General features: G+C 53.3%; 24 protein-coding genes. 6 read left to right on the top strand and 18 right to left on the bottom strand.

Features of this window, described 5'->3' with window-relative positions; translation table 11 throughout:
- Positions 1-479 (top strand): PD-(D/E)XK nuclease family transposase (locus I6E40_RS07695; RefSeq protein ID WP_235386457.1); only part of this gene is annotated, 479 nt, incomplete at its 5' end.
- A 186-nt stretch (positions 480-665) separates the two neighbouring features.
- Here I6E40_RS07695 and I6E40_RS07700 read toward each other — a convergent pair.
- The 3 genes from I6E40_RS07700 to I6E40_RS07710 are packed head-to-tail and all read right to left on the bottom strand — an operon-like array spanning position 666 to position 3,556.
- Positions 666-1,421 (bottom strand): lysophospholipid acyltransferase family protein, encoded by a 756-nt coding sequence (locus I6E40_RS07700; protein ID WP_235386458.1) that lies wholly within the window; start codon positions 1,419-1,421, stop codon positions 666-668.
- Positions 1,422-1,433: 12 nt separating this feature from the next.
- Positions 1,434-2,774 (bottom strand): dihydroorotase, encoded by a 1,341-nt coding sequence (locus I6E40_RS07705; RefSeq protein ID WP_235386459.1) that lies wholly within the window; start codon positions 2,772-2,774, stop codon positions 1,434-1,436.
- Between the two features lie 32 nt (positions 2,775-2,806).
- Positions 2,807-3,556 (bottom strand): polyprenol monophosphomannose synthase, encoded by a 750-nt coding sequence (locus tag I6E40_RS07710; RefSeq protein ID WP_235386460.1) that lies wholly within the window; start codon positions 3,554-3,556, stop codon positions 2,807-2,809.
- Between the two features lie 154 nt (positions 3,557-3,710).
- Between I6E40_RS07710 and I6E40_RS07715 the strand changes: the two genes are divergently transcribed.
- Together I6E40_RS07715 and I6E40_RS07720 are read left to right on the top strand one after the other, a co-directional pair.
- Positions 3,711-4,784: a TlpA disulfide reductase family protein gene (locus I6E40_RS07715; RefSeq protein WP_235386461.1), complete on the top strand. Its 1,074-nt coding sequence runs from the start codon at positions 3,711-3,713 to the stop codon at positions 4,782-4,784.
- Between the two features lie 253 nt (positions 4,785-5,037).
- Positions 5,038-6,240 (top strand): dicarboxylate/amino acid:cation symporter, encoded by a 1,203-nt coding sequence (locus I6E40_RS07720; RefSeq protein ID WP_235386462.1) that lies wholly within the window; start codon positions 5,038-5,040, stop codon positions 6,238-6,240.
- 444 nt (positions 6,241-6,684) lie between these two features.
- On the opposite strand, the gene I6E40_RS07725 is transcribed toward I6E40_RS07720, so the two are convergent.
- The 3 genes from I6E40_RS07725 to mtaB all read right to left on the bottom strand — a co-directional run bounded on the left by I6E40_RS07725 (position 6,685) and on the right by mtaB (position 9,911).
- Positions 6,685-7,425 (bottom strand): SAM-dependent methyltransferase, encoded by a 741-nt coding sequence (locus I6E40_RS07725; RefSeq protein ID WP_235386463.1) that lies wholly within the window; start codon positions 7,423-7,425, stop codon positions 6,685-6,687.
- A gap of 22 nt (positions 7,426-7,447) precedes the next feature.
- Positions 7,448-8,512 carry a glycosyltransferase family 2 protein gene (locus tag I6E40_RS07730; protein WP_235386464.1) on the bottom strand — a complete coding sequence of 355 codons (1,065 nt, stop codon included), beginning with the start codon at positions 8,510-8,512 and terminating at the stop codon, positions 7,448-7,450.
- 64 nt (positions 8,513-8,576) lie between these two features.
- The gene (gene mtaB, locus I6E40_RS07735) at positions 8,577-9,911 is read right to left on the bottom strand and encodes a tRNA (N(6)-L-threonylcarbamoyladenosine(37)-C(2))-methylthiotransferase MtaB (protein WP_235386465.1); all 1,335 of its coding nucleotides are present in this window, start codon (positions 9,909-9,911) and stop codon (positions 8,577-8,579) included.
- Between the two features lie 308 nt (positions 9,912-10,219).
- Here mtaB and I6E40_RS07740 point away from each other — a divergent pair, with 308 nt between their 5' ends.
- Positions 10,220-10,417, top strand: coding sequence for a hypothetical protein (locus tag I6E40_RS07740; RefSeq protein WP_235386466.1), 198 nt, complete (start codon positions 10,220-10,222; stop codon positions 10,415-10,417).
- 434 nt (positions 10,418-10,851) lie between these two features.
- Here the strand turns inward: I6E40_RS07740 and I6E40_RS07745 are convergent, their stop codons facing one another.
- On the bottom strand, positions 10,852-11,409 hold the full coding sequence (locus I6E40_RS07745; RefSeq protein WP_235386467.1) for a DUF4738 domain-containing protein: 558 nt from the start codon (positions 11,407-11,409) through the stop codon (positions 10,852-10,854).
- A gap of 245 nt (positions 11,410-11,654) precedes the next feature.
- Between I6E40_RS07745 and I6E40_RS07750 the strand changes: the two genes are divergently transcribed.
- On the top strand, positions 11,655-12,926 hold the full coding sequence (locus tag I6E40_RS07750; RefSeq protein WP_235386468.1) for a clostripain-related cysteine peptidase: 1,272 nt from the start codon (positions 11,655-11,657) through the stop codon (positions 12,924-12,926).
- Positions 12,927-12,940: 14 nt separating this feature from the next.
- Here I6E40_RS07750 and I6E40_RS07755 read toward each other — a convergent pair whose 3' ends face one another.
- Positions 12,941-13,915, bottom strand: coding sequence for a glycosyltransferase family 2 protein (locus I6E40_RS07755; protein WP_235386469.1), 975 nt, complete (start codon positions 13,913-13,915; stop codon positions 12,941-12,943).
- A gap of 229 nt (positions 13,916-14,144) precedes the next feature.
- Here I6E40_RS07755 and I6E40_RS07760 point away from each other — a divergent pair, with 229 nt between their 5' ends.
- A complete protein-coding gene (locus tag I6E40_RS07760) occupies positions 14,145-14,585 on the top strand; it encodes a hypothetical protein (protein WP_235386470.1) in 441 nt (146 codons plus the stop codon).
- A gap of 127 nt (positions 14,586-14,712) precedes the next feature.
- Here the strand turns inward: I6E40_RS07760 and I6E40_RS07765 are convergent, their stop codons facing one another.
- From I6E40_RS07765 to I6E40_RS07810, 10 genes are all read right to left on the bottom strand, one after another.
- A complete protein-coding gene (locus I6E40_RS07765) occupies positions 14,713-15,861 on the bottom strand; it encodes a DUF6057 family protein (protein ID WP_235386471.1) in 1,149 nt (382 codons plus the stop codon).
- A 12-nt stretch (positions 15,862-15,873) separates the two neighbouring features.
- Positions 15,874-17,190, bottom strand: a complete 1,317-nt coding sequence (locus tag I6E40_RS07770; protein WP_235386472.1) for a UDP-glucose dehydrogenase family protein — start codon at positions 17,188-17,190, stop codon at positions 15,874-15,876.
- Between the two features lie 140 nt (positions 17,191-17,330).
- Positions 17,331-17,693: a preprotein translocase subunit SecG gene (gene secG, locus I6E40_RS07775; protein ID WP_235386473.1), complete on the bottom strand. Its 363-nt coding sequence runs from the start codon at positions 17,691-17,693 to the stop codon at positions 17,331-17,333.
- 1 nt (position 17,694) lies between these two features.
- On the bottom strand, positions 17,695-18,453 hold the full coding sequence (locus I6E40_RS07780; RefSeq protein WP_262910873.1) for a tetratricopeptide repeat protein: 759 nt from the start codon (positions 18,451-18,453) through the stop codon (positions 17,695-17,697).
- Positions 18,454-18,471: 18 nt separating this feature from the next.
- Positions 18,472-18,984, bottom strand: a complete 513-nt coding sequence (lptE, locus tag I6E40_RS07785) for an LptE family protein (RefSeq protein ID WP_235386474.1) — start codon at positions 18,982-18,984, stop codon at positions 18,472-18,474.
- Between the two features lie 58 nt (positions 18,985-19,042).
- Entirely contained in the window at positions 19,043-20,302 is a 1,260-nt protein-coding gene (locus tag I6E40_RS07790) for a sigma-54 interaction domain-containing protein (RefSeq protein ID WP_235386475.1), read from the bottom strand.
- Positions 20,303-20,394: 92 nt separating this feature from the next.
- Complete coding sequence (locus I6E40_RS07795) at positions 20,395-21,009, bottom strand: DUF6621 family protein (RefSeq protein ID WP_235386476.1); 615 nt, start codon at positions 21,007-21,009, stop codon at positions 20,395-20,397.
- Between the two features lie 41 nt (positions 21,010-21,050).
- Entirely contained in the window at positions 21,051-21,464 is a 414-nt protein-coding gene (locus I6E40_RS07800) for an RNA-binding S4 domain-containing protein (RefSeq protein WP_235386477.1), read from the bottom strand.
- A gap of 99 nt (positions 21,465-21,563) precedes the next feature.
- Positions 21,564-22,127 carry an aminoacyl-tRNA hydrolase gene (gene pth, locus I6E40_RS07805; RefSeq protein WP_235386478.1) on the bottom strand — a complete coding sequence of 188 codons (564 nt, stop codon included), beginning with the start codon at positions 22,125-22,127 and terminating at the stop codon, positions 21,564-21,566.
- Positions 22,128-22,190: 63 nt separating this feature from the next.
- On the bottom strand, positions 22,191-22,793 hold the full coding sequence (locus I6E40_RS07810; protein WP_235386479.1) for a 50S ribosomal protein L25/general stress protein Ctc: 603 nt from the start codon (positions 22,791-22,793) through the stop codon (positions 22,191-22,193).
- Positions 22,794-23,358: the final 565 nt, after the last annotated feature.

Raw genomic sequence — 23,358 nt, forward strand, 5'->3', positions numbered from 1 at the left:
ACGACAAACTGACCTACATCTACCTCGAGATGCCCAAGTTCCGGAAGAGCGAGGAGGAACTGGAGACGGAGTTTGACAAATGGCTCTATGCCATCAAGAATCTCGCCACGCTGATGGAACGCCCAGCCGTCTTGCAGGAAGCAGTCTTCCAACGCCTCTTTGAACAAGCTGAAATTGCACAATTTAATCGTGAGGAACTGAAAAGCTATCTTGAAAGCCAAAAGGACTTCTGGGACCTTTTCGCCGTGACGGAAACCGCAGAGAAGAAAGGACGTGCGGAAGGAATGGCGGAAGGAATGGCAAAGGGTATGGCAAAAGGGAAAGCCGAAGGTCGCGCCGAAGGTCGCGCCGAAGGTCGCGCCGAAGGTCGCGCCGAAATGTTCCGCACCATGTATCGTAAAGGTATGTCTGCGGAACAAATCGCAGAGATGACATCCACCGACATGGAAGAAGTTCAGGAAGCAATTAAAGATGCCTAACATTGCTGTCCGGTAAACACACTTAATGACACAAGATAAGGGATACTCCATCACCAAACATTTACCGGAAAGCGATAATAAACAAAATAAGCCCGAGGTTCTATTTTACAGAACTTCGGGCAGTTTTTTGCGACTTAGAGTTTTGACGGAAAGTAATTTCCCAAAACATTTTTATTGTCAAGCGATTCACTGATCTTCGTTTTTGACGTAGCCTTGATGTCTCTCCGGCAGGCTGTTCATGATGACGCGATAGGCTTCTTCCATCGTGTGTTTGATGTCTTCCTTCCCTTCGCCGACGGGCGGGATGGGCTCGTGGATGACAAGGCGGAGCGGATGCCAATGAACGAAATTGAAGCCAGCCATGCGGGTCAGTACATCGAATGAACCGTCAATCGTGACGGGGACGACGGGAAGTTGCAAGTCGTCAGCCAGTTGAAACGCGCCTTTTCTGAAGAGCCCCATGTGACCGGTGAAAGAGCGGGAACCTTCGGGGAAGACAACGAGCGACGTTCCGTTTTGAAGCGTGGCTCGCGCTTTGTCAATGGTTTCTTTGATGGCTTTCGGTCCGGATTTGTCCACGAAAATGTGGCGCGCTTTTTCACAGGCGACTCCGACGAGAGGCATCTTGCGCAGTGCTTTTTTCATCATCCATTTGAAGTTGCGTCCAAGATAACCGTAAATCAGGAAAATATCAACAGGACCTTGGTGGTTGGCGACGAAGACGTAGCTCTGACGCGGGTGGAGATGCTCGCGACCTTCAACGTGAATGGGGAGGAGCAGAACTCGCAACACCACCTTCGACCAGATTCGCCCGGGATAGTAGCCAAAGACGTGGGCGTTGATGAAGCCGCCGAGGATGGTGATGAGAGAAGTCAGGACGGTGGCAACGAAGATGATGGGTAGCGCGATGAAGAGTTGATATACCTTATATAATATATTCATGGCAGGACAAATTTAGCGTGCGAAGCAGACGGGTCGTCCGCGATATTTTTCATCTGTGATGTGTCCCCGATTGTAGATGGGGAATCCGTTGCAGAAGGTGCGTTCGACTTTCCAGCGGAAGGTTTGTCCCTCGAGGGGGCTCCAGTTGCAGTTGCTTTGAATTTTGTTAGGGGTCAGTGTCCACGCAACGTGAGGTCGCACAAGGACGAGGTCAGCCATGTAGCCTTCGCGGAGATAGCCTCGGTTTTCGATGGAGAAAAGGTCGGCGGGGTGGTGGCACATCAGTTTGACGAGTTGGGCAATGTCAAGAACACCGGCATCCACCAGGCTGAGCATGGAAAGGAGTGAGAACTGAATGATGGGCATTCCCGAAGCTGCGCCGACACAGCCACCAACTTTGTCAGCAAGTGTGTGGGGCGCGTGGTCAGTGGCGACGGAGAAGATGCTTCCATCGGTCAGTCCTTTTCTCAGAGCGTCGCGGTCCGCCGGCGACTTAATGGCAGGATTTACTTTGATGCGAGTGCCGAAGCGAGCGTAGTCTTCGGAAGAGAAGAGGAGATGTCCGACGCAGGCTTCTGCCGTGACATTCTCTCCGGCACTGCGGAGCAATTCAAGTTCGACGGCGGTGGAGAGGTGGGCAACGTGGAGGCGCGCACCAGTCTGTTTTGCTAATTTCAAAGCCAGTTCGGTGGAACGGAGGCACGCCTCTTCACTTCGGATTTCGGGATGATGAATGATGGCAGGGTCCGGACCGTAGGTTTTCTTTGCAGCCTTCAGGTTCTCAGCAATGATGGTGCTGTCTTCGCAGTGTGCAATGATGGGGAGTCGGCTTTGTTCAAAGACGGTGAGCAAGTCGGCTTCGTCATCGACGAGCATGTTTCCCGTCGAAGAGCCCATGAAGAGTTTCACGGCGGCGACTTTTCTTCTGTCGAGGCGCGAGAGTTCCGAGGCGTTGGACTGTGTCGCTCCGAAACAGATTCCAAAATTCACGACGCTCTTTGAGGATGCAATTTTCCACTTCTCGCGGAATGCCTCGGCGGTGGTGGTTTGTGGCACGCAGTTCGGCATGTCAAAGACGGTGGTTACACCGCCGGCAGCAGCGGCTTTGCTTTCGCTGAAGAAGTCGCCTTTGCGAGTCAGTCCGGGGTCACGAAAGTGAACGTGCGTGTCAATGATGCCCGGAAGCAGGAAGCATCCGGTGCCGTCAATGACTTTATCAGCAGGTGTGCGGAGGTCACAGACTTCTCCTTCGGTGATACGGTCAATGCGGTCGTCGTCAATGAGCAGGGAGCCGAGAAAAGTTCTTCCCTCGTTGACGATAGTGACGTTTCTGATTTCAGTTCTGAAGTGCATGGTGAAGGGAGGCGCAATGCGCCGTTTCAAATTCAGAGTTTGCGCGGTTTGATTTTTCCTGTGAGGGCTGCCCATCTGAGTCGAATGACTCCGAAGAGTGCTTCTCCGAAGATGCCGCCACTCATTTTGCTTGTGCCGAGCACTCGGTTGACGAAGATGACGGGCACCTCTTTGATTTTGAATCCGAGTTTGAAGGCAGTGAATTTCATTTCAATTTGGAAGGCATAGCCCTTGAAGCGGATGGCATCGAGGTCAATGGTTTCCAAGACTTTGCGGCGATAGCATTTGAAGCCGGCGGTCGTGTCGTGGATGGGAACGCCGGTCACGAGGCGAACATATTTTGAGGCGTAGTAACTCATGAGCACGCGCCCCATGGGCCAGTTCACGACATTGACTCCGCTGACGTAGCGCGAGCCGATGGCGAGGTCGAAACCTTCCTTGCTGCAGGCGTCGTAGAGTCGCGGCAAATCTTTAGGGTCGTGGCTGAAGTCCGCGTCCATTTCGAAAATGAAGTCATAGCCATGCTCAATCGCCCATTTGAAGCCGGCGATATAGGCTGTGCCGAGCCCGAGTTTGCCCGTGCGTTCGACGAGGTGCAGTTCGTCGGGAAACTCTTCCTTTTGGAGTCGCTTGACGATTTCGGCGGTGCCATCGGGAGAGCCGTCGTCGATGATGAGAATATGGAAACCGTGTTCCAGCGCCAAGACGGCACGCACGATGTTTTCAACGTTTTCTTTTTCGTTGTAGGTGGGAATGATGACCACGCAGTCGCTGTTTTTCATAAAGGAAGGTGTTGTCAGTTAATGGACAGCCGCTTTGCGTCAGGCTTTGCGGCTTATTTTGAGGCAAAATTACGGAAAAAGCCTGCAAAATGCTTACTTTTGCCGTGTAAATCAACTAAACACCCCAACAAACCACACATTTTGCTTTTGAAAGATGAAAAAGATTCTATTGGCAGCACTTGCTGCACTCACGCTCTCTCCCGCGTTGGCACAGCGTTTTTGCATTGAAGGCGTCTGCGACGCAAAAGCCACGAAGGCTTATTTGAGAGCCATCAAAACAAGAGACGCTGACAGCGTTGAAGTGGTGAACGGAACGTTCCGCTTTGAAGGAGACGCACAGGGTCAGACGCTCTTCTACGTCTATAGCAACGCCGAGAACAACGACGCCGTGCGCCTCATTGCAGAGGGCGACGTGCGTGCCGACCTCAAGCAGCGCACCGTCAGCGGCACTCCCGAAAACGAGGCATTCAGCCTCTGGCAGAAACGCCTCAACGAACAGGAAGACATCATGCGCGAAGTGGCTGCCGTCTTCAAAAACCCGGCTCAGAGTCAGGAGTCTTCCGACAGCCTCCGCCAGGCGCTCATCCAACGCTACGAAACCGCACACACCACCCTCCTCGCTCTCATCAAGGACTGCTGCGAACAGAACAAGCAACACGTCTTCCCCGCCTTCTTCCTCCTTGAGAACGCTTCCATGATGGAGCGCGAAACGGTCATCTCGCTGGCTGAAGAGGGAGATCCTGCCTATATGAAGGTGAAAGCGGCAAGCAGCCTCAAAAACATGATTGGCGCTTGGAAACGACAAGCCGTCGGCGTGCAGTTCACCGACCTTGAAATGGCAGACACGGAAGGAAAGATGCACAAACTCAGTGAGTTTGTCGGAAAAGGGAAATATGTCCTCGTGGATTTCTGGGCTTCTTGGTGCGGACCTTGTCGCCGTGAAATGCCACACGTGAAGGCTGCCTATGAAAAGTATAAGGACAAAGGCTTTGACGTGGTCGGTCTCTCCTTTGACCAGGACAAGGAAGCCTGGACGGGCGCCATTCAATCGCTCGCACTGCCTTGGCATCACCTCAGCGACTTGAAGGGTTGGAAATGCGTGGCAGGCGAGGTCTATGGCATCAACTCCATTCCCGCCACACTCCTCGTTGGTCCCGACGGCAAGATTGTTGCCAACAATCTCCGCGGCGATGCGCTGGAGAAAAAACTCGAAGAACTGCTGAAATGAGACGCTGACTCCAAGCAGCCTCACCTTTCCGCGAAGGCTCTTGCAGCGAATCTTGAGAACACACATAATATATTGAGAGAAAACTCTGAAGCGCAACTCAAGGACTTCTATATTATATAGAGAAAACTCCGAAGCACATCTCGAAGATTTCTCAAAGATATAAGGCACATCCGGGTGTGAGGACCTGTTCCCGACGCACCCGGATTTTTCTTTTTGAAAAACACGTTTTCCCCATAACTCTCCACAAACTCCCATGAAACTTCCCTCCATTGGCCTCTTGCCCCGCATTCTCATCGCCATCACTTTGGGCATTCTGCTCGGGCTTTTTTCGCCCGACATTCCGGTTCGTCTCTTCGTCACCTTCAACGGACTCTTCAGCCAGTTCCTCGGTTTCCTCGTTCCGCTCATCATTCTGGGTCTCGTCACGCCCGCCATCGTCAATGTGGAAGCAGAGAGCGGTGCCGGCGCCGGGCGGATGCTGCTGCTGACGGTCTGCCTTGCCTATGTCGCCACGCTCGTCTCGGGCTTTTTCTCCTATGGTGTCTGCTCCCTCACGCTGCCCCATCTCATTGGCGCGCCAGTGGCTTTGGAAGACATCAGCCAGAACACGTCTTCCCTCCCCTACTTCACCATTTCGATTCCCGAGCCGCTCCCCGTCATGACTGCCCTCGTGCTCGCTTTCACCCTCGGATTGGGCATTGCCTCCAAGAAGGCGACGGCGCTGGCTCAAGCGGCAAAAGAGTTTGAAAGCATCGTCATCCTCACGATTCAGAAGGTGATTCTCCCGCTTTTGCCAATCTACATCTTCGGCATCTTCTTCAACATGAGCCACAGCGGGCAAGTCTTCCACGTTTTGCTCGTCTTCGCCAAAGTCATCTGCGTGATTTTCGTCATGCACGTGCTCTTGCTCATCTTTCAATTCACGGTGGCTGGTGCGCTCCACCGCCGCAACCCGCTGAGACTGCTGTGGAACATGATGCCCGCCTATTTCACCGCTCTGGGCACTCAATCTTCCGCCGCAACGATTCCCTTCACCCTCCGCTGCGCGCTGAAAAACGGAGTGAGCGAAGGCATCGGCGGCTTCGTCATTCCCCTCTGCGCCACGATTCATCTCTCGGGCAGCATCTTGAAGATTGTGGCTTGCGCCATAGCCCTGATGCTGACGCAGGGGATTCCCTTTGAACCGGCTCAAATGGCAGGTTTCATCTGCATGCTGGGCGTGACGATGGTGGCGGCACCCGGTGTGCCCGGCGGAGCGATTATGGCAGCGCTCGGCGTGCTCCAGTCTTTGCTCGGCTTTTCTGAGAACGACCAGGCACTGATGATTGCGCTCTACATCGCCATGGACAGTTTCGGAACCGCCTGCAACGTCACCGGCGACGGCGCACTGGCTCTCATCGTCCAGCGCATCTCGGGAGGACGATTGAAGACCGGAATGACGCAGACGGCGGAGTGAATCTTCCCTCAAATTTGCCAAGGGAACGCCCGAGTCTGCACCGTGTTTTTTCCACCCCGACGGATGGATTTCCGGCTTTTTGACATTAACATTTTTAACTTCTGAAGACACTTTTCACCTCCCGGTTTTGCCTTCTCGGCGTGCAGTTTTACTTAGAGGAAGGCAAATTAAAATTAGAAGAAGGCAAATTTTAACCGGGTGCGCTCCTAATTTTTCCTGGGAGCGCTCCTAAATCCCCGTTTTTAAAGGGAAAGAGACAAAAAAAGGGGGGAGCCGAGGCTCCTCCCTTTTTTCCTATACAAATATAATACTTTTCATCGCCAAAAGCAAGGACTGTTAAAATCGGGAAAGCACCCGAAAAGCGAGAAAAAACCTCTTTTTTTCCACACCCGCCGGTGGAGTGTCCGACACGGTTTTTCAAAAGGGCGCACCGAGCCGATGACCCTATCCGGCATAAATCGCAAAAATCGTGGGGACTTTGTGGATGGGAGGTTCAGGCTGACTTTTCCACTGCGCCACGGTCAGGGTGCGAAGGAATTCAGCCTCGGTCGTCAGACCCGCTGCCACGCAGAGGCGCGTGCGTCGGTCAAGCGTGGCGAGCAGATGGCGGAAAAGTTGCAAGTTGCGAAACGGCGTTTCAATGAAGAGTTGAGTCTGACGCTCCACAGCCGAGCGGGTTTCAAGTTTCTTCAACGTTTTCGAACGATCGGAGGCGTCCACGGGAAGATAGCCGTTGAAGGCGAAACTCTGACCGTTGAATCCGCTGCCCATGACCGCCAACAAAATGGACGAAGGACCGACCAAAGGAACAACACGAAGCCCTTCGCGCTGCGCAATCGCCACGATGTCGGCACCGGGGTCTGCCACGGCGGGACAACCTGCCTCGCTGAGCACACCCACCGACTCTCCACGCCGCAACGGTTCAAGATGACGCGAAAAGGCGGAGGCGTCAGCGTGTTTCCCCATCTCGCAAAAATGCAAGGAGTCAATGTCAATCGTCTTCTCTACCTGTTTCAAGAAACGGCGGGCGGTGCGGAGTTCTTCCACAATGAAATGACGGAGGCTGAGAATGACCTCGCGGTTGTGAGCCGGCAGGACGTAATCGTGGGCAACGTCACCACCGAGAGTGACGGGAATCAGATAGAGCGCCGCTTCCGGCTTTGCGTTCTTCGTTTGGTTTTCCATCGTGAGAATTTTGAGGATGTTCTTATTTCCTTTTGGCTTTTCCAACGTGCCGAAGCAGGGCGGAGAAGGTACGCACGCCCTTGGCATAGTAGAGGAACAGCAGACTGCAATTCATTCTTTCGGGTATGTTTTGACCACCGTCCACAGAGAGGGCGAGGTTGTGCTGTCGGTCTGCATAGAACTCCGCTCTGCGACGAGCAAACTCTTTTCGCGCTTTCACGACGGCACGGAAATTTTTCACGTCGCCGCTCAGCAGGAACTTCAACGCAGCGACCCAGTCAAGCCACTTCCTCACTCCCATCACCCAGCCAATCTCAGCGGCGGGCAGGTTCTTGTAGAGCATGAACAAATTGTTTCGAAAGTTCAGGAAAGTCTTCCTCGGATTTCCCGCATCAAGGGTGCCGCCGCCGACGTGGTAAGCCACGCTCTGCGGCACGCAGACCACGCGACGCCCGCGTGCTCTCAAGCGCCAGCAAAGGTCAATCTCTTCCTGGTGCGCAAAGAAACGACCGTCCAGACCGCCGGCGCGTTCCCAATCCTCGCGACGAATCAGCAACGCAGCGCCCGTTGCCCAAAAGAGGTCGCAAACAGAATCATACTGTCCTTCGTCGCGCTCCACGCTTTCCAAAATCCGACCGCGACAGAAGGGATAGCCGTAACGATCAATGAAGCCGCCGGCGGCACCGGCATACTCAAAACTTCCGTGGTCACGCTGCGCACAAAGTTTCGGCTGGCAGGCAGCAACGTCGGGATGGGCTTCCATGAAATCAATCATGGGGCGCAGCCAATGCGCACCGACCTCGACGTCGCTGTTCAGCAGGAGGAAGTAAGGGGCTTCAACTTGTGCCAAAGCGCGATTGTAGCCTTCCGCAAAACCGTAATTCTCGCCCAGAGGCAACCACGCGACTTCGGGAAACTCTTTCGTGACACACGACTCCGAATCATCGGTGGAACCATTGTCCGCCACAATCACCGCGCCGTCCGTCCCGGTTCCCTCCACAACGGAAGGAAGGAAACGACGCATCATCGCAGCCCCGTTCCAATTGAGAATGACGACCGCAACTTTTCTGTCTGTCTTTATAGTCATTATACTCATTAATATATATAGGAATCTCTTTTTGGGGGGTCCTCAGTTGCAGGCTTCGACACGCTCATTGTCTTGGGTCGAAACTCTCCAGGCAGGCGCCTTCGTCACAGAAGCCGCCGAGTCTGACGCGGGAAATGCTTCCATCCTCGGGCATCGCTCCTTCGGGACAACGCACTCGGACGTAGTTGTCGGTGAAGCCTGCCATGGGCTGACCCTCTCGGGCGTGTTCCCAAAGCACCGGGCGCTCCGTGCCGATGAAGCGTGCATAATGTTCACGGCGCTTTTGCTCAGAAAGTTCCAGCAGGCGGGCGCCGCGTTCGCGCTTCGCCTCGGGTGCAACGGGACCGGGGATTTGCAGCGCGCGAGTGCCGGGACGTTCACTGTAGGGGAAGACGTGGAGTTGCGAAACGTCCAGTCCGGAGATGAAATCAAAGGCACGGTTGAACATGTCGTCCGTCTCACCACGCATGCCAACAATGACATCAACGCCGATGAAAGCATCGGGCATCCAACGTTTGATTTGCTCCATCTTGTGGGCGAAGAGGGCGGTGTCATAGCGACGACGCATCAACTTCAACACCTCGTCGGAACCACTCTGCAAAGGCACGTGGAAATGGGGCATGAAGGCGCGCGAATCTGCACAAAACCGGATGATTTCATCCGTCAGAAGATTGGGTTCTATGCTTGAAATCCTGTAGCGCACAATTCCTTCCACCTCGTCGAGCGCACGAATGAGTTCAAGAAAGGTTTCACCCGTGGAGCGCCCGAAGTCGCCCGTGTTGACTCCCGTCAGGACAATTTCTCTTCCGCCGCGGGCGGCGACGTCGCGCGCCTGTTCCACCATTGACGCAATGCTGCCGTTGCGAGAGCGGCCGCGAGCAAAGGGAATCGTGCAGTAGGAACAGAAATAGTCGCACCCATCCTGCACTTTCAAGAAAAAGCGTGTGCGTTCCCCGCAGGAGCAGGACGGTGCAAAAGTTTTGATTTCGCCCAACGGTCCCCATTCTTTCTCGTGACACGCTTGGCTTTCCTCTCTTCGGTCAGCAAGACGCTGTGCCAACAACTCAGCGATGCGTCCCTTCTGCTCGGCTCCAACCACGAGGTCAACGCCTTCGAGACGCGCAATCTCGTCAGCCTTGAGTTGGGCGTAGCATCCTGTGACCACCACAAAAGCGCTGGGATTGCGCCGCGTCAGACGGTGAATCGCCTGGCGGCACTTGTGGTCCGCCACTTCGGTGACCGAGCACGTGTTGACAACACAAATGTCTGCGCTTTCGCCTTCTTCCGCCGTTTGGATGCCCAATCCTTCCAAACGGTCGCGCAGAGACGCCGTCTCCGCAAAGTTCAATTTGCAGCCAAGCGTGAGGTAGGCTGCCTTCAGTCCTTTCAGATGATTCATGCTGCAAATTTAAGAAAAAAGCATGGGACTCACTGCCGTGCACCCCCCACTCCGCCTTTCGACTCCCGAAAGAGAGAAAACAATAAAAAGAAGAAAGGAGAGACGAAAAGCAAGTGTGGCGCAAAACATACGCTCAATTTGTTACCCTCGCTTGGCAAAGCGAAGAGATATGTAATTTGTTTGTTAAAAAAGAAGTACTTTTTTCCAAAAAAAGCGCGCAAAAGTTTGGAGGGAATCCGAAAGTCCGTACCTTTGCAGCGTTTTAAAAAGACAATTGATTGTTTTACTAAAAATTTATTTCACACACAATGAAAAAGTTAGTTTTCATGTTCGTAGCTTTCGCAGCTATCTCTTTCGCTTCTTGCGGTAACAAAACTTCTGACGCAGCCGCTACTGACTCTGTAGCTGATAGCACTGTTGTTGATAGCGCCGCTGACTCTGTAGCTGTTGATTCTGCTGCTGCTGACTCTGCTGCTGCTGACACCGTAGCTGAACCCGCTGCCTAAATTTCGGCACGTCGTTTCAGCCCTCGCGGCTAAAGCGAAACTCGCGAACAACGAGAGAAACTGAAACCTGTGGAACCGTGTTCCTCAGGTTTTTTTGTGTGCATAAACGCCAAAGCGAAACGCGGAAACGCAAAGCGAAACGCATAAACGCAAAGCGAGAACGCGGAAACGCCAAAGCGAAAACGCGGGAACGCAAAGCGAGAACGCGGAAACGCCAAAGCGAAAACGCGGGAACGCAAAGCGAAGACGCGGGAACGCAAAGCGAAGACGCGGGAACGCAAAGCGAAAACGCGGAAACGCCAAAGGCGAAACGCGGAAACGCAAAGGCGAAGACGCGGGAACGCAAAGCGAAAACGCGGAAACGCAAAGCGAGAACGCGGAAACGCAGAAAAAACTAATCAAGAAAAATGCCCTTCTCCCAAAATTTCCTCGCCTCACTCCTCCATTCCATCGTCGCCCGTCGTGTCTTGATTGGAGTCACGGACGATGCGGACTGAGCCATCCAAAGAGAGTTCAACAGTGAAGGCGGGACCCTCACCAATGCCGGGCTGTCCGACCTGGGCACCAAAACGCAACACACGGCCGGAGACGGAAGCCGTCTCATCGTATGCCATGCCCAACAAAATCGTACCGCTCGCTTCCGTCTCGGTGAGTTTGTCCGCGAAATCGGATTTGTGGAACGTGCGGCTGACCACTTCTTCGCCCGCGGCAGTCACCGAAATGCGAACGACATTGTCCTTCCACAAAGTGCCGACCTCGTCCTGCACCGTGCCGCCTTCTTGGTCCGGCTCGCGGGTGACGGTGACGACATAGTCCTTCCCACCCATCTTCACTTCACTGCGATTCTCTCTGACAGGGTCTGACTGCACCTCGGGAGCAGTTTGCGCCGTGGAGTCGGCTGCAGCGGCTTCTGAAGATGAGTCTTTCTGACCACCGCAAGCAAAAGAGGAAAAGACAAGTGAGGAAAAAAGGAAAAGATGAGAAACTTTCATGAGATGAAACTAAAAAAAGTGGTTTGAAAATTGGCTTGAAAGATGAAATCGGGACTTCATCGCCCGACCGGCGCGGCACGAGACAAGACACGGTGCGCCTCAACGTCCAACGCGCTGACCGAGCAAAGTTAGTAAATCCTCCCATACGAAACAGCAGAAAAGACCACAGAAACAGTTTTTTCCTTAATTTTGCCATCAGAAGTACTCCACTTTTTCATGTCACGAGCCCAACAAAACTCTCTCCCATGAAACATTTCTTCCGTTCAACTCTCTTCCTGCTCCTCCTCGCTTTTCCCTTACTCGCAGCCTGCAGCGACGACCACGCCGATGATGTGCCGCAACCCGGCTCGGTCAAGGGACGCCGCACCGTGATTCTCTACATGGCAGCGGAAAACAGCCTCGGCATCGATGGCTATCTGCGTTCTGACTCCACAGAGGTGATGAAGGGACGCATCTGGCTTGCCAATGAGGACAGACTGCTGATGTTCATCGACGATGAAAAAGGGTCGCGACTCTACCGCGTCACAAAACAAAACAACACACCGACACTCGTGCATCGCTGGAGCCGGAAACTGAACGCCGCAGACTCCGAGACACTCCGAGAGGTTTGCCAAATGACAAAAGAACAGTTCCCCGCAGAGGAATATGGGCTCATTTGCTGGTCCCACGCAACCGGATGGATTCCCCCCACGCCCGCCTCCACGCAAAATGTGCCGCTCAAGTCCTTCGGACTGGACCGAGGCGACGAAGCCGTCGGCAATTCAGAAATGCTCATCGAAGACTTCGCCGAAGCCATCGAAGCATCGGGAATGAAGTTTGAATATGTCTTCTTCGACTGCTGCCTGATGCAGACGGTGGAGGCTGCCTTCGCGCTGCGCCACGTGACGGAGCGCGTGATTGCCTCCCCGATGAGCATTGCTTCCTGCGGTGCGGACTATGTTTCTCAAATCGAAAACGGACTCTTCTCCCGCGAACCCGCCGACATTGCCAAAACCTACGTCGCCGATGCCTACGACCCCGCAAAATCCTACGCCTACGGATCTTGGGGAATCGCCATGTCCTGTCTGCGAACCGACGGACTGGAAAAACTCGCCCACACGATTCGAGAACTGCTACCGCAGTCGCAACTCGTGAACAAAACCTCACCCGACATGAACGGCGTGCTGTTCTATCAATACTATGGCTACAAACAAAAATATCGCCCCCACGCTTTTGACATGGCAGCGACACTGAGACGCCTCCTGCCCGAAGAAGCGGCGCAAGAGGCGGTGGATGTTTTGGATGAATGTTTGGAGTACTACGGCTCAGGCGACGCCATCTTCGTGGGAAACGCTTCTTTCTCCGGATTCTATGTCACGATGCCCGAGGATCGCGACCGCTTCCGCGCAGTGAGCATGTTCGTCCCACAAACAATCTACGAGGAAAATGCGAACGTTTGTCCCTACGGCAACCTGAATCTGGCGTTCCAACAGACGGAATGGTATCGCGCCGCGGGCTTTGACCGCACCGGATGGTGAGCCGACCTCGCAATTCACAAACGGTCGCGACGAGGCGTGACGAGGAAGGGGTTCAGCCAGCGCAGCACACGGTTGAAAAGCATCAAACGATAGTCCGCACGGGTGCCGTCAAGTTCTGTTTCAAGACGCTGAAGAATGGGGCGCTCCACGTCGGCGGGAAGGTGAAGACGAATGATTTTCTTGAAGAGCATGCCGTGGCGCAAGCGGCGCTTGTAGGTTGAAAGTTGCGGCAACTTGCTTTCCATCTCTCGAACCACTGTGATGTCTTCGTTGACGCCTCCGCCCGAAACGCGGGAGGCGTTGGTCACCTTTGCGGCATGCTGACGGAAGTAATTCAGATTTTGATAGACCTCAACCACATCCCCGAGCAAAGCCATGCTGAACCAGAAAAGCCAGTCGCCACAATAGCGCATCCCGAGGAAAGGGGAATCCGACAACTGCAACGCTTTGTCACGACGGAAAAGTGCCCCACTGGCATTGACCACATAACTCTTCCAATAGAGATTTCGCTCAGCATAGAGTTTCCCATCGAAGCAGGCGTGAGGCTTCGCGGCGCGGCGACCCCAGTGGTTGATGTCACGCGAGGAGACCTCGCCGGCTGAATCAATGAGAAGGGAGCCGGCATAGCAAAACGCAAGGTCGGGATGCGACTCGGCAGCAGCAACCAGAGTCGAAAGAAAATCCGGCTCGGCAAGGTCGTCCGCCTCTGCAATCCAAACGTATTTCCCGCGCGCCATCTTGATTCCTTTCATCCACTGCGGAAACGGACTGCCGGTGTTCGTTTGGTTGACGTCAATGGCAACGACCCGAGGGTCTGACTCATATTTCTTCATCACCGACACGCTGTGGTCAGTGGAACAGTCGTCAAGGAGCAACAGTTCGAAATCAGAAAAAGTCTGACGAAGAATGGAGTCTATGCGAGGAGCGAGATAGTCGGCGTAATTATAATTCGGAACAACAACGCTGACCAAAGGATTGACGGAAGACATAACTGGATTTAACGATAAAAATGAGGGGTTCAAGGAGGAAAATAGATTCTTTTGCAGCCAAAAATAAGCAAATGCGCCAAAAAAGAACAAAAGTGGTAAAGAAATTTGTAATTTTGTAAGGCAGAAAGCACGTTTTCTTTTCTCCGCGCTCGTATTTCGGGCGATTCAAGGCGTCAAGAAGGCGATTTCTCCAAACATTCTTGTCTCACTTTTCCTCATTTCCTTTGCCATGAAAGCGTCCGAACAGACCCTCTCCCAAATTGAAAGAGCGCTGCGCAAGGCAGCATCCAAGTTTCCGACCGAAGCAGAAAGCTATCCGCTGACTGACTTCTACCTGCAAGTTCGGCAGGAGAGCGGTGAGTTGCGAATCTATGATGACGACGAAACAGAACTCACGCGCTGCGTGGTGGAGGAATGGATGGACAACTCAGACGAGAATTTCTATGATGCCGTGCAGCCGGTGCTGCGAAAAGCCATCTTGAACATTCGGGAAGTGACGGAAAACGTGGCGGTCTTGAAACCCTACTCGTTCGTACTGACGGGCGAAGACAACGAATGCATTGCCGAGCTCCACTTGGTGGATGACGACACAATGCTGGTCAGCGAGGACCTGATGCAGGGCTTGGGCGAAGACCTCGACGCTTTCTGGAAACGCCTCTCGGAAGAATGAATAAGAGAAGCGCTGCAAAGGTGAAGCGCAATAAAACACAATTCACAGAGCATAAATGTACCCCAAAGACGGACATTTATGCTCTGTGATTTTTTGCTTGATACGCACAATTGCACACCGAGCAGGTTCACTTAGTCTGAGCGTTGAGCGCAGTGGCGAAATCATAGAACCACCAGTAAGTGTTGCCGTAGGAGCGGCGGAGTAGATTGTAGCGGTGGCGCACAGAGGAAAGCGTGTCGCCCATTTCCGAATAGTTGCGGTAGTTTTCTGACATGGCATTATCCTTATAGTGCCACGTAGGATTCGTGCGACGTTTTTGGTGAAGGATGATCGCCTGCGCATAGAAACGCGGAAGGCGATGACCGGCACGGTCTCCGTCGGGGTAAACACAACGAAGCGCTGCGACAAAACGTTCCAAGCGGCGCTCTAAGAGGAGGGCACAGAGATAGTAGTCGGCGGCGGGACCGGGTTTCATGCCGGCGCGATGGGCGCAACGTTGGAAATAGTCCAACGCTTTCTCGCCTGTGCGGCGCGGAGTCTGCAGAAAGGCGTAGAGCGAGTCGGCTGGATAGTCGGCAGGAGAAAATCTCTCAGAAGGTATCAGCATGGAAGCACTCACCCGCGGAGGAACGGGCTGTTCAAACAAAGTTTCACCAAGACCGGAACGCTCGCTCGCCATCAAACGACAGCGCAAAGCAAACAAACGCGGAGTCGTCGCAAGTGAACGCTCCCCCACCCGATAGGCATCCTCGGGAGTGGAGCGCAAAGCCTGCGCGGTGCGAAGCTCATAGTGGTCGGTGTCGGAAGCAGCCGCACCAAGACCGGCATACACACACAAACTCGTCAGCCAAAGCAACTCCAACAGATTCACGTTCCAAAACGAACACCACAAGCGACGATGCGCCAACGACGCAGGACAAGCGGGAACGGGACGGGGGGCGAGGCGAACGAACACCACGGCAAGCGCCGCGCCGACAGCAGCCAATGCCAGTTGATGCCACAGCCCAGCGAAAGGAACGCTGACCAACGCGACAGCAAACCACACAGCGAACGTGTGGCTGATGACTGCGGCGCGACGACTGCGGGGAAAGGCACGTTGAACCAAAGCCAACGCGCCCAGCCAAACAATCGTGAGCAGACCGCCCCAAAGCCACGGCTGCGGCGGAAGCAGCGTGTCAAAAAGAGAACTGAAAAGGCGGATGAGCACATCGCCCTGTCCCTTCGCAAAAAACAGGAGAAGGAACAGGGCGAAGAGAGTTCGGAAGAGGAGAGTCATGAGGGAGAAACGTTATTGTCTGCCGATGGAAGAATAGTGGAAACCACCGGCGCGCAATTCTTCGGGGTCGTAGATGTTGCGACCGTCAAAGACAACGGGCTGGTTCATCGTGCGGCGAACCACTTCCCAGGAGGGCAAACGGAACTGCTTCCATTCGGTCAGAAGCAAGAGGGCATCGGCACCGAGAGCAGCGTCATACATGTCCTTGGCATAGGTCACGGCGTCTCCCAGACGGCGGCGGCATTCATTCATGGCGACGGGGTCAAAGACTCTGACTTCGCAACCGGCGTCGAGAAGCTGACGGATGATGACCAGAGAGGTCGCCTCGCGCATGTCATCAGTCTCTGCCTTGAACGCCAAGCCCCAAAGTGCCACGGTTTTGCCTTTCAAGTCGCCACCAAAATGTGACGAAAGTTTTTGGAAAAGCACGCTCTTCTGACGCTCATTCACTTCTTCAACGGCTTGGAGCACACGCATCTCATAGCCCTGCTGACGCGCCGTTTGAATCAAAGCCTTGACGTCCTTCGGGAAACAGGAACCACCATAGCCGCAACCGGGATAGAGGAACTTGGAGCCGATGCGCGTGTCTGCGCCAATGCCTTTGCGCACCATGTTCACATCGGCACCGACGAGCTCGCAGAGATTGGCGATGTCGTTCATGAAAGAAATGCGCGTGGCAAGCATGGAGTTGGCTGCATACTTAATCATCTCTGCCGAAGGAATGTCGGTGAAAAGGATGCGGTTGTTGGTCATCATGAAAGGAGCATAGAGGCGCTGCATCAGTTTGCGCGCTCTTTCGCTCTCAACTCCAACCACAACGCGGTCGGGGCTCATGAAGTCCTTGACAGCAGCACCTTCTTTCAGGAACTCGGGATTGGACGCCACGTCAAACTCGATTTCCACCTTTCGAGCGGCGAGTTCTTCGGCAATGACCACCTTCACTTTCTGAGCAGTGCCAACGGGAACTGTGCTTTTGGTGACGAGCACGACATAGTGATTCATGTTCTGTCCGACCTCACGAGCGACTTGGAGGACGTAACTGAGGTCTGCGGAACCGTCTTCATCGGGCGGCGTGCCGACTGCGCTGAAGACAGCCTCCACCTCATCCAGACAGTCGGTCAAACGGGTTGTAAATTTCAAACGCCCCTCACGGAAGTTTCGCACAACCATTTCTTCCAGTCCGGGCTCATAGATGGGCACTTTCCCTTCGGAAAGCATTTTTATTTTTTCTTCGTTGATGTCCACGCAGGTCACTTCAACGCCCATCTCGGCGAAACATGCACCGGAAACAAGGCCGACGTAACCGGTGCCAACGATAGCAATTTTCATAAAACGCTGAAAATGTTTTCTTGAAGATGAAAAGAAAGGTCCGGTTTCTTGCAAGGAACAGACGGTGCCGCGATGGCACTCTTTCAGATGACCTTAGAAGAGACCGGACTTTTTCTGAGATGAAAAAAGGGGAAAATCCTTTAGTTTGCGGGAGCAGCAGGTGCAGCAGGTGCAGCGGGAGCCGGAGTCTCAGAAGCGGCAGGAGCGGCAGGTGCTGCGGGAGCCGGAGTCTCAGGAGCGGCAGGTGCTGCGGTGGTGACAACGGAAGTGGAACTTTCGCTGCGCGGAGCGAAGAAGACAGAAGACACGGAGAAGACAACGAGCAAAGCTGCAAGAGCCCAAGTGGCTTTCTCCACCACGTCGGTGGTCTTTCTCACGCCCATGATTTGATTGGAGGCTGCAAAGTTAGAAGCCAAACCACCGCCCTTAGACTCTTGAATGAGAACAATCAAAGTGAGGAGAATGGCTGCAATTACTGCCAGAATGACTAAAACAGAATACATATTAAGAATGGTTTTGATGATTTTGATTGATTATCAACTTCTGTAGGAAGCGGATTTGGTCTGCAAAGTAAGCACTTTTTTTCGGATTATTCAAATTGACCTTGCGCATAATTTCAAGAGCCTTCTCATAGCGTTGCTGTTTGATGTAGATTTTGGCAAGTGTCATGGTCAAATAGGCGTCATCAGCCGTCTCTTCCTCCACCTCGTTTTGCTCCTCCGGCACAAAGGTCGGTTCTTCCTGCAAACGAATGCGCGAGGGTTTCTGCTCCATGAAGTCGTCGATGAGTTCTGCGCTTCGGTCTCCGGTGTTTTTCTCTGCGCCGTTTTCCGCCTGCGGCTCGGCATCGTCCATCAGCAGGAGGAAGGCGGAATAGTCGCTTGTCGCATCGGCAGCCGTGGGTTTGCGTTTCGGTTGCTCGTCGCCGAGGTCGGCGGTGCGAAGGAAATCGTCGATGAGAGCAATGGTGCGGCTGCCTCCCTCTTCTGCCGGTTTCTCCGGCGCGGTTTCTGCCACGGGCTGAACAGCATAGTTGTCCGCTTCAACCATCTCAAACAACACTCGTCGGTCGGGCAGACAGCCCGCCATTTTGCGAAGTTCCTCTCCGAAGTCAGGGTCATGGAGCAGAAAGAGATTGCGCAAGAACAAAAGCCGAGCTGCCTGATAGTAAGGATATTTTGCTATCAGTTCGCGCAGTGCAAAGAGCGTGTCTTTGTTCAACTGCTCGGGGTGAGCGATGAGTTCGGCAATGTGGATGTCCATGAAATATGAGCGTCGGTCTTACCAGTCGGCGACGGTGGCATTGAAGATTTGGTCGCAAAGGTCTTTCACCATTTCGGTCACAAGGGTTTCCTGCACGGCGGCTAACTGTTGCGTAGAGTCATATTGGGTCGTGGCTGAGAATTGTTTCTCCCAGGTTTGCCCCGTTTTGTTGTTCTTGAAGCGGATGTTGACGGTCATGCGGAGTTGCACTTGCGAAGCATAGCCGTCAGCAGCGATGGCTTTGTTGAACTGGTCGTAGGCTGTGATTTCTCCCGCCACCTGCAAATCTCCACTGCGTTTGACAAGTTTCAGACGGGTCTGATTGACGTATTGGTCTTGAAGTTTATTGTTGAAAATCGCTTCCATCGGTGCCCAGCCGTAGGGGGCTCGGTTCGCAATTTTGTCAATCTGAATGGTTTTGATGATGTCGTAGTTGATGTTGGTTCCCGTGAAGCGATAACTGATGCAACTGCCGACGAGCAGACAAGTCAGCAGCAGCGAGCAGAAGGTTTGGAGAACGGTTCTTTTCATAGAGACTGAGAATGAGACGGGAGACAACGATGGGAAAGGAGGTTTTGTCAAAGGAGACTCATTCGTTTTCAAGTTGATATTCCTTGATTTTTCGGTAGAGCGTGCGCTCTGAGATACCGAGACTGTCGGCGGCTTGTTTGCGTCGCCCGTTGTGTTCCGCCAGTGCACGGCGAATCATTTCGCACTCGACTTCTTCAAGCGAACGTCCAACGGGAGTCAGCACCTCTTCCGTCGTTTTTTTCGGCGTTTGTTCGGCAAGTTCTTCTTTGACCTCTTCGGCTTCCCAGAAAGCGTCCTCCTCTTCTTTTTCAAAATTGTCGGCGGGATGTGTGCCAAAGACGAGATTGTGGGATTCCGTGCGAGCGCCGAGGGAGGAAGGCTGCGTCAGGTTCTGCTCGCGAACGATGCGTTTCAGTTCAGAAACGTCACGGCGGAGGTCAAAGAGAATCTTGTAGAGAATCTCGCGCTCGGTTTCAAAACTGTGTTCGCGCGGTGTCTCGTTCACAGCGACCAGTTGGTTGTGAAAGGAATCTGCGGGAAGATAAGTTCGCAGTGTTTCCGCGTCGATTTCTCTTTTCTCGGCGGTGACGCTCATGTTTTCCGTCAGATTTTTCAACTGTCGCACATTTCCTTTCCAAGGATAGGCTACCAGCAAGCGCACGGCGTCCTCGGTGAGGCGCACGGGCGGCATTTTGTAGCGCTCGCTCATGTCAAGTGCAAACTTTCGGAAGAGCAGCGCGGCGTCATCGCCACGGTCTCTGAGTGCGGGGACGGAAATGGAGATGGTGTTGAGACGATAGTAAAGGTCTTCGCGGAACTTTCCTTCGGCAATGGCTTTCTCCATGTTGACGTTGGTGGCGGCAACGATGCGCACGTTGGTTTTGCGCACTTCACTGGAGCCGACGCGAATGTATTCTCCGGTCTCCAAGACACGAAGCAGCCGCGCCTGTGTCTGTAACGGCAGTTCGCCGACTTCGTCCAAGAAGAGCGTGCCGCCGTTGGCTGCGGCGAAATAGCCTTCTCGCTGGTCGATGGCACCGGTGAAAGCCCCTTTCTCATGACCAAAAAGTTCGGAGTCGATGGTACCTTCCGGAATAGCGCCGCAGTTCACGGCAAAATATTTTTTTCCTTTGCGAAGACTGTGGTCGTGAATGATGCGGGGAAAGATTTCTTTACCGACACCGTTCTCTCCGGTGACCAAGACGGACAAATCCACGGGCGCAATTTTGAGGGCAATCTCGATGGCGCGGTTCAGCGCCTCGCAATTACCCACAATGTTGTAGCGTTGCTTGACTTGAAGAATTAAACTTTCGTCCATGATTGAAAAGAAAAAATATCACCGCATATTGATTCGCGCCGAGCCGCAGCCTAACTTCGCTTTGCGAAGCAAAGTTAGTGCTTTTCTCTGAACTACGCTAACTCTTCGCTTTTGATTCCGAGAGCCGACATGAGCGAGTAGCCCAGAATCTCCTGGCTGAAGCCTCTGCCGGTGACGGGCTGCATGGTGAGCAGCGTGATGTCCGTGTCTTTTGCGTCGCGGCAGATTTTCGTCACTTTGTCGCCATAGGCATCCATGTCTGCAACGACAATCAGGTTCTTCACCTGCTTCTCTTCGCAGAGCATGGCAAAGGATTGCAGGAAGAACTCTTCGCCGGAGATAATCTCCTCCACAGGGAACGCGAAAAGAGAAAAGGAGCCGATGCGGTCGTCGAAACGCAGTCCGTTGAGGTCTTCCCGGAACTTTGAGGGAGTGAAATTCTGCAACTCCTCTTTTTGGGGAGAATAGAGGAAATGTGCCTGAATCTCTCCCGCGCCGGGGCGGAGTCCGCCATCGAGGGCAACGCAGTCCAGCCAGTGGCAGAGATCTCCCTTCGGAATGCGGCGACCAATCATGCGCTCGAAATTCACAATCAGGTCAAACGCCACTCTGTCCAAAAAATCGGCATCAACCAGCACCACCGAGGGTGCAAAAACGGAAGGAGAAGACTTGTCTGTCATCGGGAACTTAAAAAAAGAGGTGTGCAAAATTGGGATAAAAGAATTATTCGCCGCCCCGAGAACGGGCTTCATTCATCAAAATCAAACAAAAAGGAGGACATGTCCTCAGAAGCGTTCTGAGCAAAGTCGTCAAGTGCGCGGCGGTCCTTTTTGGTCGGTCGCCCCGTACCCTTGGCTCTGCCGACAAATCCGCTGATGCGCTGCATTTCGAGAATCTCGTACTGCTCCGGCGTCGTGATGTCTTCCAGGATGTCGGGCAGAAGTTTTGCGCCGACGCGTTTCTCAATCGCCTGTTTCACTCGAAAAGTGTAGGTCACAGGAGATTTCTTCACGCCGACTTCATCGCCCTCTTTCACGGTGCGGGAGGGTTTCACTTGCGCCCCGTTGAGCGTGATGCGTCCGCTCTTGCAGGCATCGGCAGCCAGCGAGCGCGTTTTGAAGATTCGTGCTGCCCAGAGCCACTTGTCAATTCTTGCTTCCATGAAGTTAGGGGCGGCTACACATTATATATATAGGACGCGAAAAACATTCGCCACACATTATTATATATATATGAGTCCCCGCTTTATGTTTCTGACGCCTTACTTGTTGTTAAACTGGTTCATGGCAATCTGGATGCCTGCCAGACAGAAAGTCTTGACAGCCTCGCCTGCCACTTTCACTCTTTCGTCCATGGTTTTCAGTTCTTCTTCCCCGAACTCCCCCAGGACGAAATCAATTTGCGAGCCACGCGGGAACTCATTTCCGATGCCGAAGCGGAGGCGGGCGTAAGCCTGCGTGCCGAGCACGGAGGTGATGTGGCGGAGTCCGTTGTGTCCCGCCTCGCTACCGCCGGGTTTGATTCTTATCTTCCCGAAAGGAAGCGCGAGGTCATCGACCACGACGAGCAGACGCTCGATGGGCACGTTTTTCTCCTTCATCCAATAGCGCACGGCATTACCGGAGAGGTTCATGTAGGTGGAAGGCTTCAAGAGCGTCAGTGTCTGATTCTTCACCTTCAGCGTGGTGACAAAGCCGTAACGCTTGTCCTCAAAGACAAGATTGGACGCTCCGGCAAGAGCGTCCAATACCCGGAAACCTATGTTATGTCGAGTGCGGGCATATTCGTCTCCGATATTGCCCAATCCGACAATGAGATAATTCATCAGGAATGAAAAAAAAGAAGGCGTTCTGCAAAGGAACCTTCACAGAACACCTTGAGTTTCAACTTAAGCCTCCTTGGCAGCAGCTGCAGCAGCACCCATGGCGGCACGAGTCATCTTGACGGTGCAAACGATAACCTCTTTCGGAGTGATGATTTCGAGGTTGTCGTAGCTGAGCTGACCGGCGTTGATGCTCTTTCCGAGCTGCAGTTTGGTCACGTCCACATCCAACTTCTCGGGAATGTTTTCGTAGAGCGCACGAACCTGCAGTTTGCGAATCATCATCATCAAGCGACCACCGGCACGCACACCGTCGGCAAGACCTTTGGCTGCGATGGGCACACCCATGACGATGGGTTTCTCAGCGTGTACTTCAAAGAAATCCACGTGAAGCACGTTGTCCTTCACCGGGTGGAACTGGATTTCCTTCATGATGCCCTTGTGGTCTTCCCCGTCGATTTTGATGTCCACGAGATAGATGTGAGGAGTGAAGACCAACTTGTTGATCTGTTTCTCGGAAACCTCAAAATGAATTGCCACGGGCTTGCCGTTTTCGTCTTTCTTTTCTCCGTAGAGCACGCAGGGAACGTTTCCATTGGCACGTACGGCTTTGGTTGCCTTCTTGCCGAGATCGGCACGAGAAGTACCTTCAATCGTAATTTGTTTCATTGTTTTGTTTGTTTGAATGTGTTACTCTAAATTAAGTTTTATCGCTTAATTCGCCATCACACACGCAAGGCTTTCGCCCTGCCGGGGAAGCAAATCGGCTGCAAAGATAGCGCTTTCCTTCCAAACAGCAAAGCCTCTCCCGCTTTTCGTGAAGAAAGGGTTATGGGGGCTATCATTCACGGGATAAGGAGCATTCAAAAGAAAGTGTTTCAACCTGATGTTTTAGAACAACCATATTTCTGTTCTCGCCTCGTGATGGATGCCAGCCGCGAAGTCGCAGTCGTCGCTGTGTAGGGTTTAAAGCAACTGCGTTTCAACCCTACACTATACGTAAATAAAAGGGGAAATGAAAAAACTCTGCAAACTATACACAAAACCCTACACAAACCCTACATTCCTCTGATTTTCCGTTCGTTACGGAATGTATAGTTTGTGCTCCAAACCCTACACAAACTATACACAAAACTATACATTGAGACGTTCTAAACCCTGCACGAAACGGAGCGCAAACCCTGCACTGCAACGGCGCGCAGTTTACTTAGGAGCGCTCCTAGTTTTTCTTAGG

This window comes from Prevotellamassilia timonensis, from assembly GCF_021531665.1.
Taxonomy (GTDB): Bacteria; Bacteroidota; Bacteroidia; order Bacteroidales; family Bacteroidaceae; genus Alloprevotella.

Excerpts from the sequence above, each read along its gene's own strand:
- I6E40_RS07700 (WP_235386458.1), bottom strand. The coding sequence starts at position 1,421 with ATGAATATATTATATAAGGTATATCAACTCTTCATCGCGCTACCCATC.
- I6E40_RS07705 (WP_235386459.1), bottom strand. The coding sequence starts at position 2,774 with ATGCACTTCAGAACTGAAATCAGAAACGTCACTATCGTCAACGAGGGA.
- I6E40_RS07710 (WP_235386460.1), bottom strand. The coding sequence starts at position 3,556 with ATGAAAAACAGCGACTGCGTGGTCATCATTCCCACCTACAACGAAAAA.
- I6E40_RS07715 (WP_235386461.1), top strand. The coding sequence starts at position 3,711 with ATGAAAAAGATTCTATTGGCAGCACTTGCTGCACTCACGCTCTCTCCC.
- I6E40_RS07720 (WP_235386462.1), top strand. The coding sequence starts at position 5,038 with ATGAAACTTCCCTCCATTGGCCTCTTGCCCCGCATTCTCATCGCCATC.
- I6E40_RS07725 (WP_235386463.1), bottom strand. The coding sequence starts at position 7,425 with ATGGAAAACCAAACGAAGAACGCAAAGCCGGAAGCGGCGCTCTATCTG.
- I6E40_RS07730 (WP_235386464.1), bottom strand. The coding sequence starts at position 8,512 with ATGACTATAAAGACAGACAGAAAAGTTGCGGTCGTCATTCTCAATTGG.
- mtaB (WP_235386465.1), bottom strand. The coding sequence starts at position 9,911 with ATGAATCATCTGAAAGGACTGAAGGCAGCCTACCTCACGCTTGGCTGC.
- I6E40_RS07740 (WP_235386466.1), top strand. The coding sequence starts at position 10,220 with ATGAAAAAGTTAGTTTTCATGTTCGTAGCTTTCGCAGCTATCTCTTTC.
- I6E40_RS07745 (WP_235386467.1), bottom strand. The coding sequence starts at position 11,409 with ATGAAAGTTTCTCATCTTTTCCTTTTTTCCTCACTTGTCTTTTCCTCT.
- I6E40_RS07750 (WP_235386468.1), top strand. The coding sequence starts at position 11,655 with ATGAAACATTTCTTCCGTTCAACTCTCTTCCTGCTCCTCCTCGCTTTT.
- I6E40_RS07755 (WP_235386469.1), bottom strand. The coding sequence starts at position 13,915 with ATGTCTTCCGTCAATCCTTTGGTCAGCGTTGTTGTTCCGAATTATAAT.
- I6E40_RS07760 (WP_235386470.1), top strand. The coding sequence starts at position 14,145 with ATGAAAGCGTCCGAACAGACCCTCTCCCAAATTGAAAGAGCGCTGCGC.
- I6E40_RS07765 (WP_235386471.1), bottom strand. The coding sequence starts at position 15,861 with ATGACTCTCCTCTTCCGAACTCTCTTCGCCCTGTTCCTTCTCCTGTTT.
- I6E40_RS07770 (WP_235386472.1), bottom strand. The coding sequence starts at position 17,190 with ATGAAAATTGCTATCGTTGGCACCGGTTACGTCGGCCTTGTTTCCGGT.
- secG (WP_235386473.1), bottom strand. The coding sequence starts at position 17,693 with ATGTATTCTGTTTTAGTCATTCTGGCAGTAATTGCAGCCATTCTCCTC.
- I6E40_RS07780 (WP_262910873.1), bottom strand. The coding sequence starts at position 18,453 with ATGGACATCCACATTGCCGAACTCATCGCTCACCCCGAGCAGTTGAAC.
- lptE (WP_235386474.1), bottom strand. The coding sequence starts at position 18,984 with ATGAAAAGAACCGTTCTCCAAACCTTCTGCTCGCTGCTGCTGACTTGT.
- I6E40_RS07790 (WP_235386475.1), bottom strand. The coding sequence starts at position 20,302 with ATGGACGAAAGTTTAATTCTTCAAGTCAAGCAACGCTACAACATTGTG.
- I6E40_RS07800 (WP_235386477.1), bottom strand. The coding sequence starts at position 21,464 with ATGGAAGCAAGAATTGACAAGTGGCTCTGGGCAGCACGAATCTTCAAA.
- pth (WP_235386478.1), bottom strand. The coding sequence starts at position 22,127 with ATGAATTATCTCATTGTCGGATTGGGCAATATCGGAGACGAATATGCC.
- I6E40_RS07810 (WP_235386479.1), bottom strand. The coding sequence starts at position 22,793 with ATGAAACAAATTACGATTGAAGGTACTTCTCGTGCCGATCTCGGCAAG.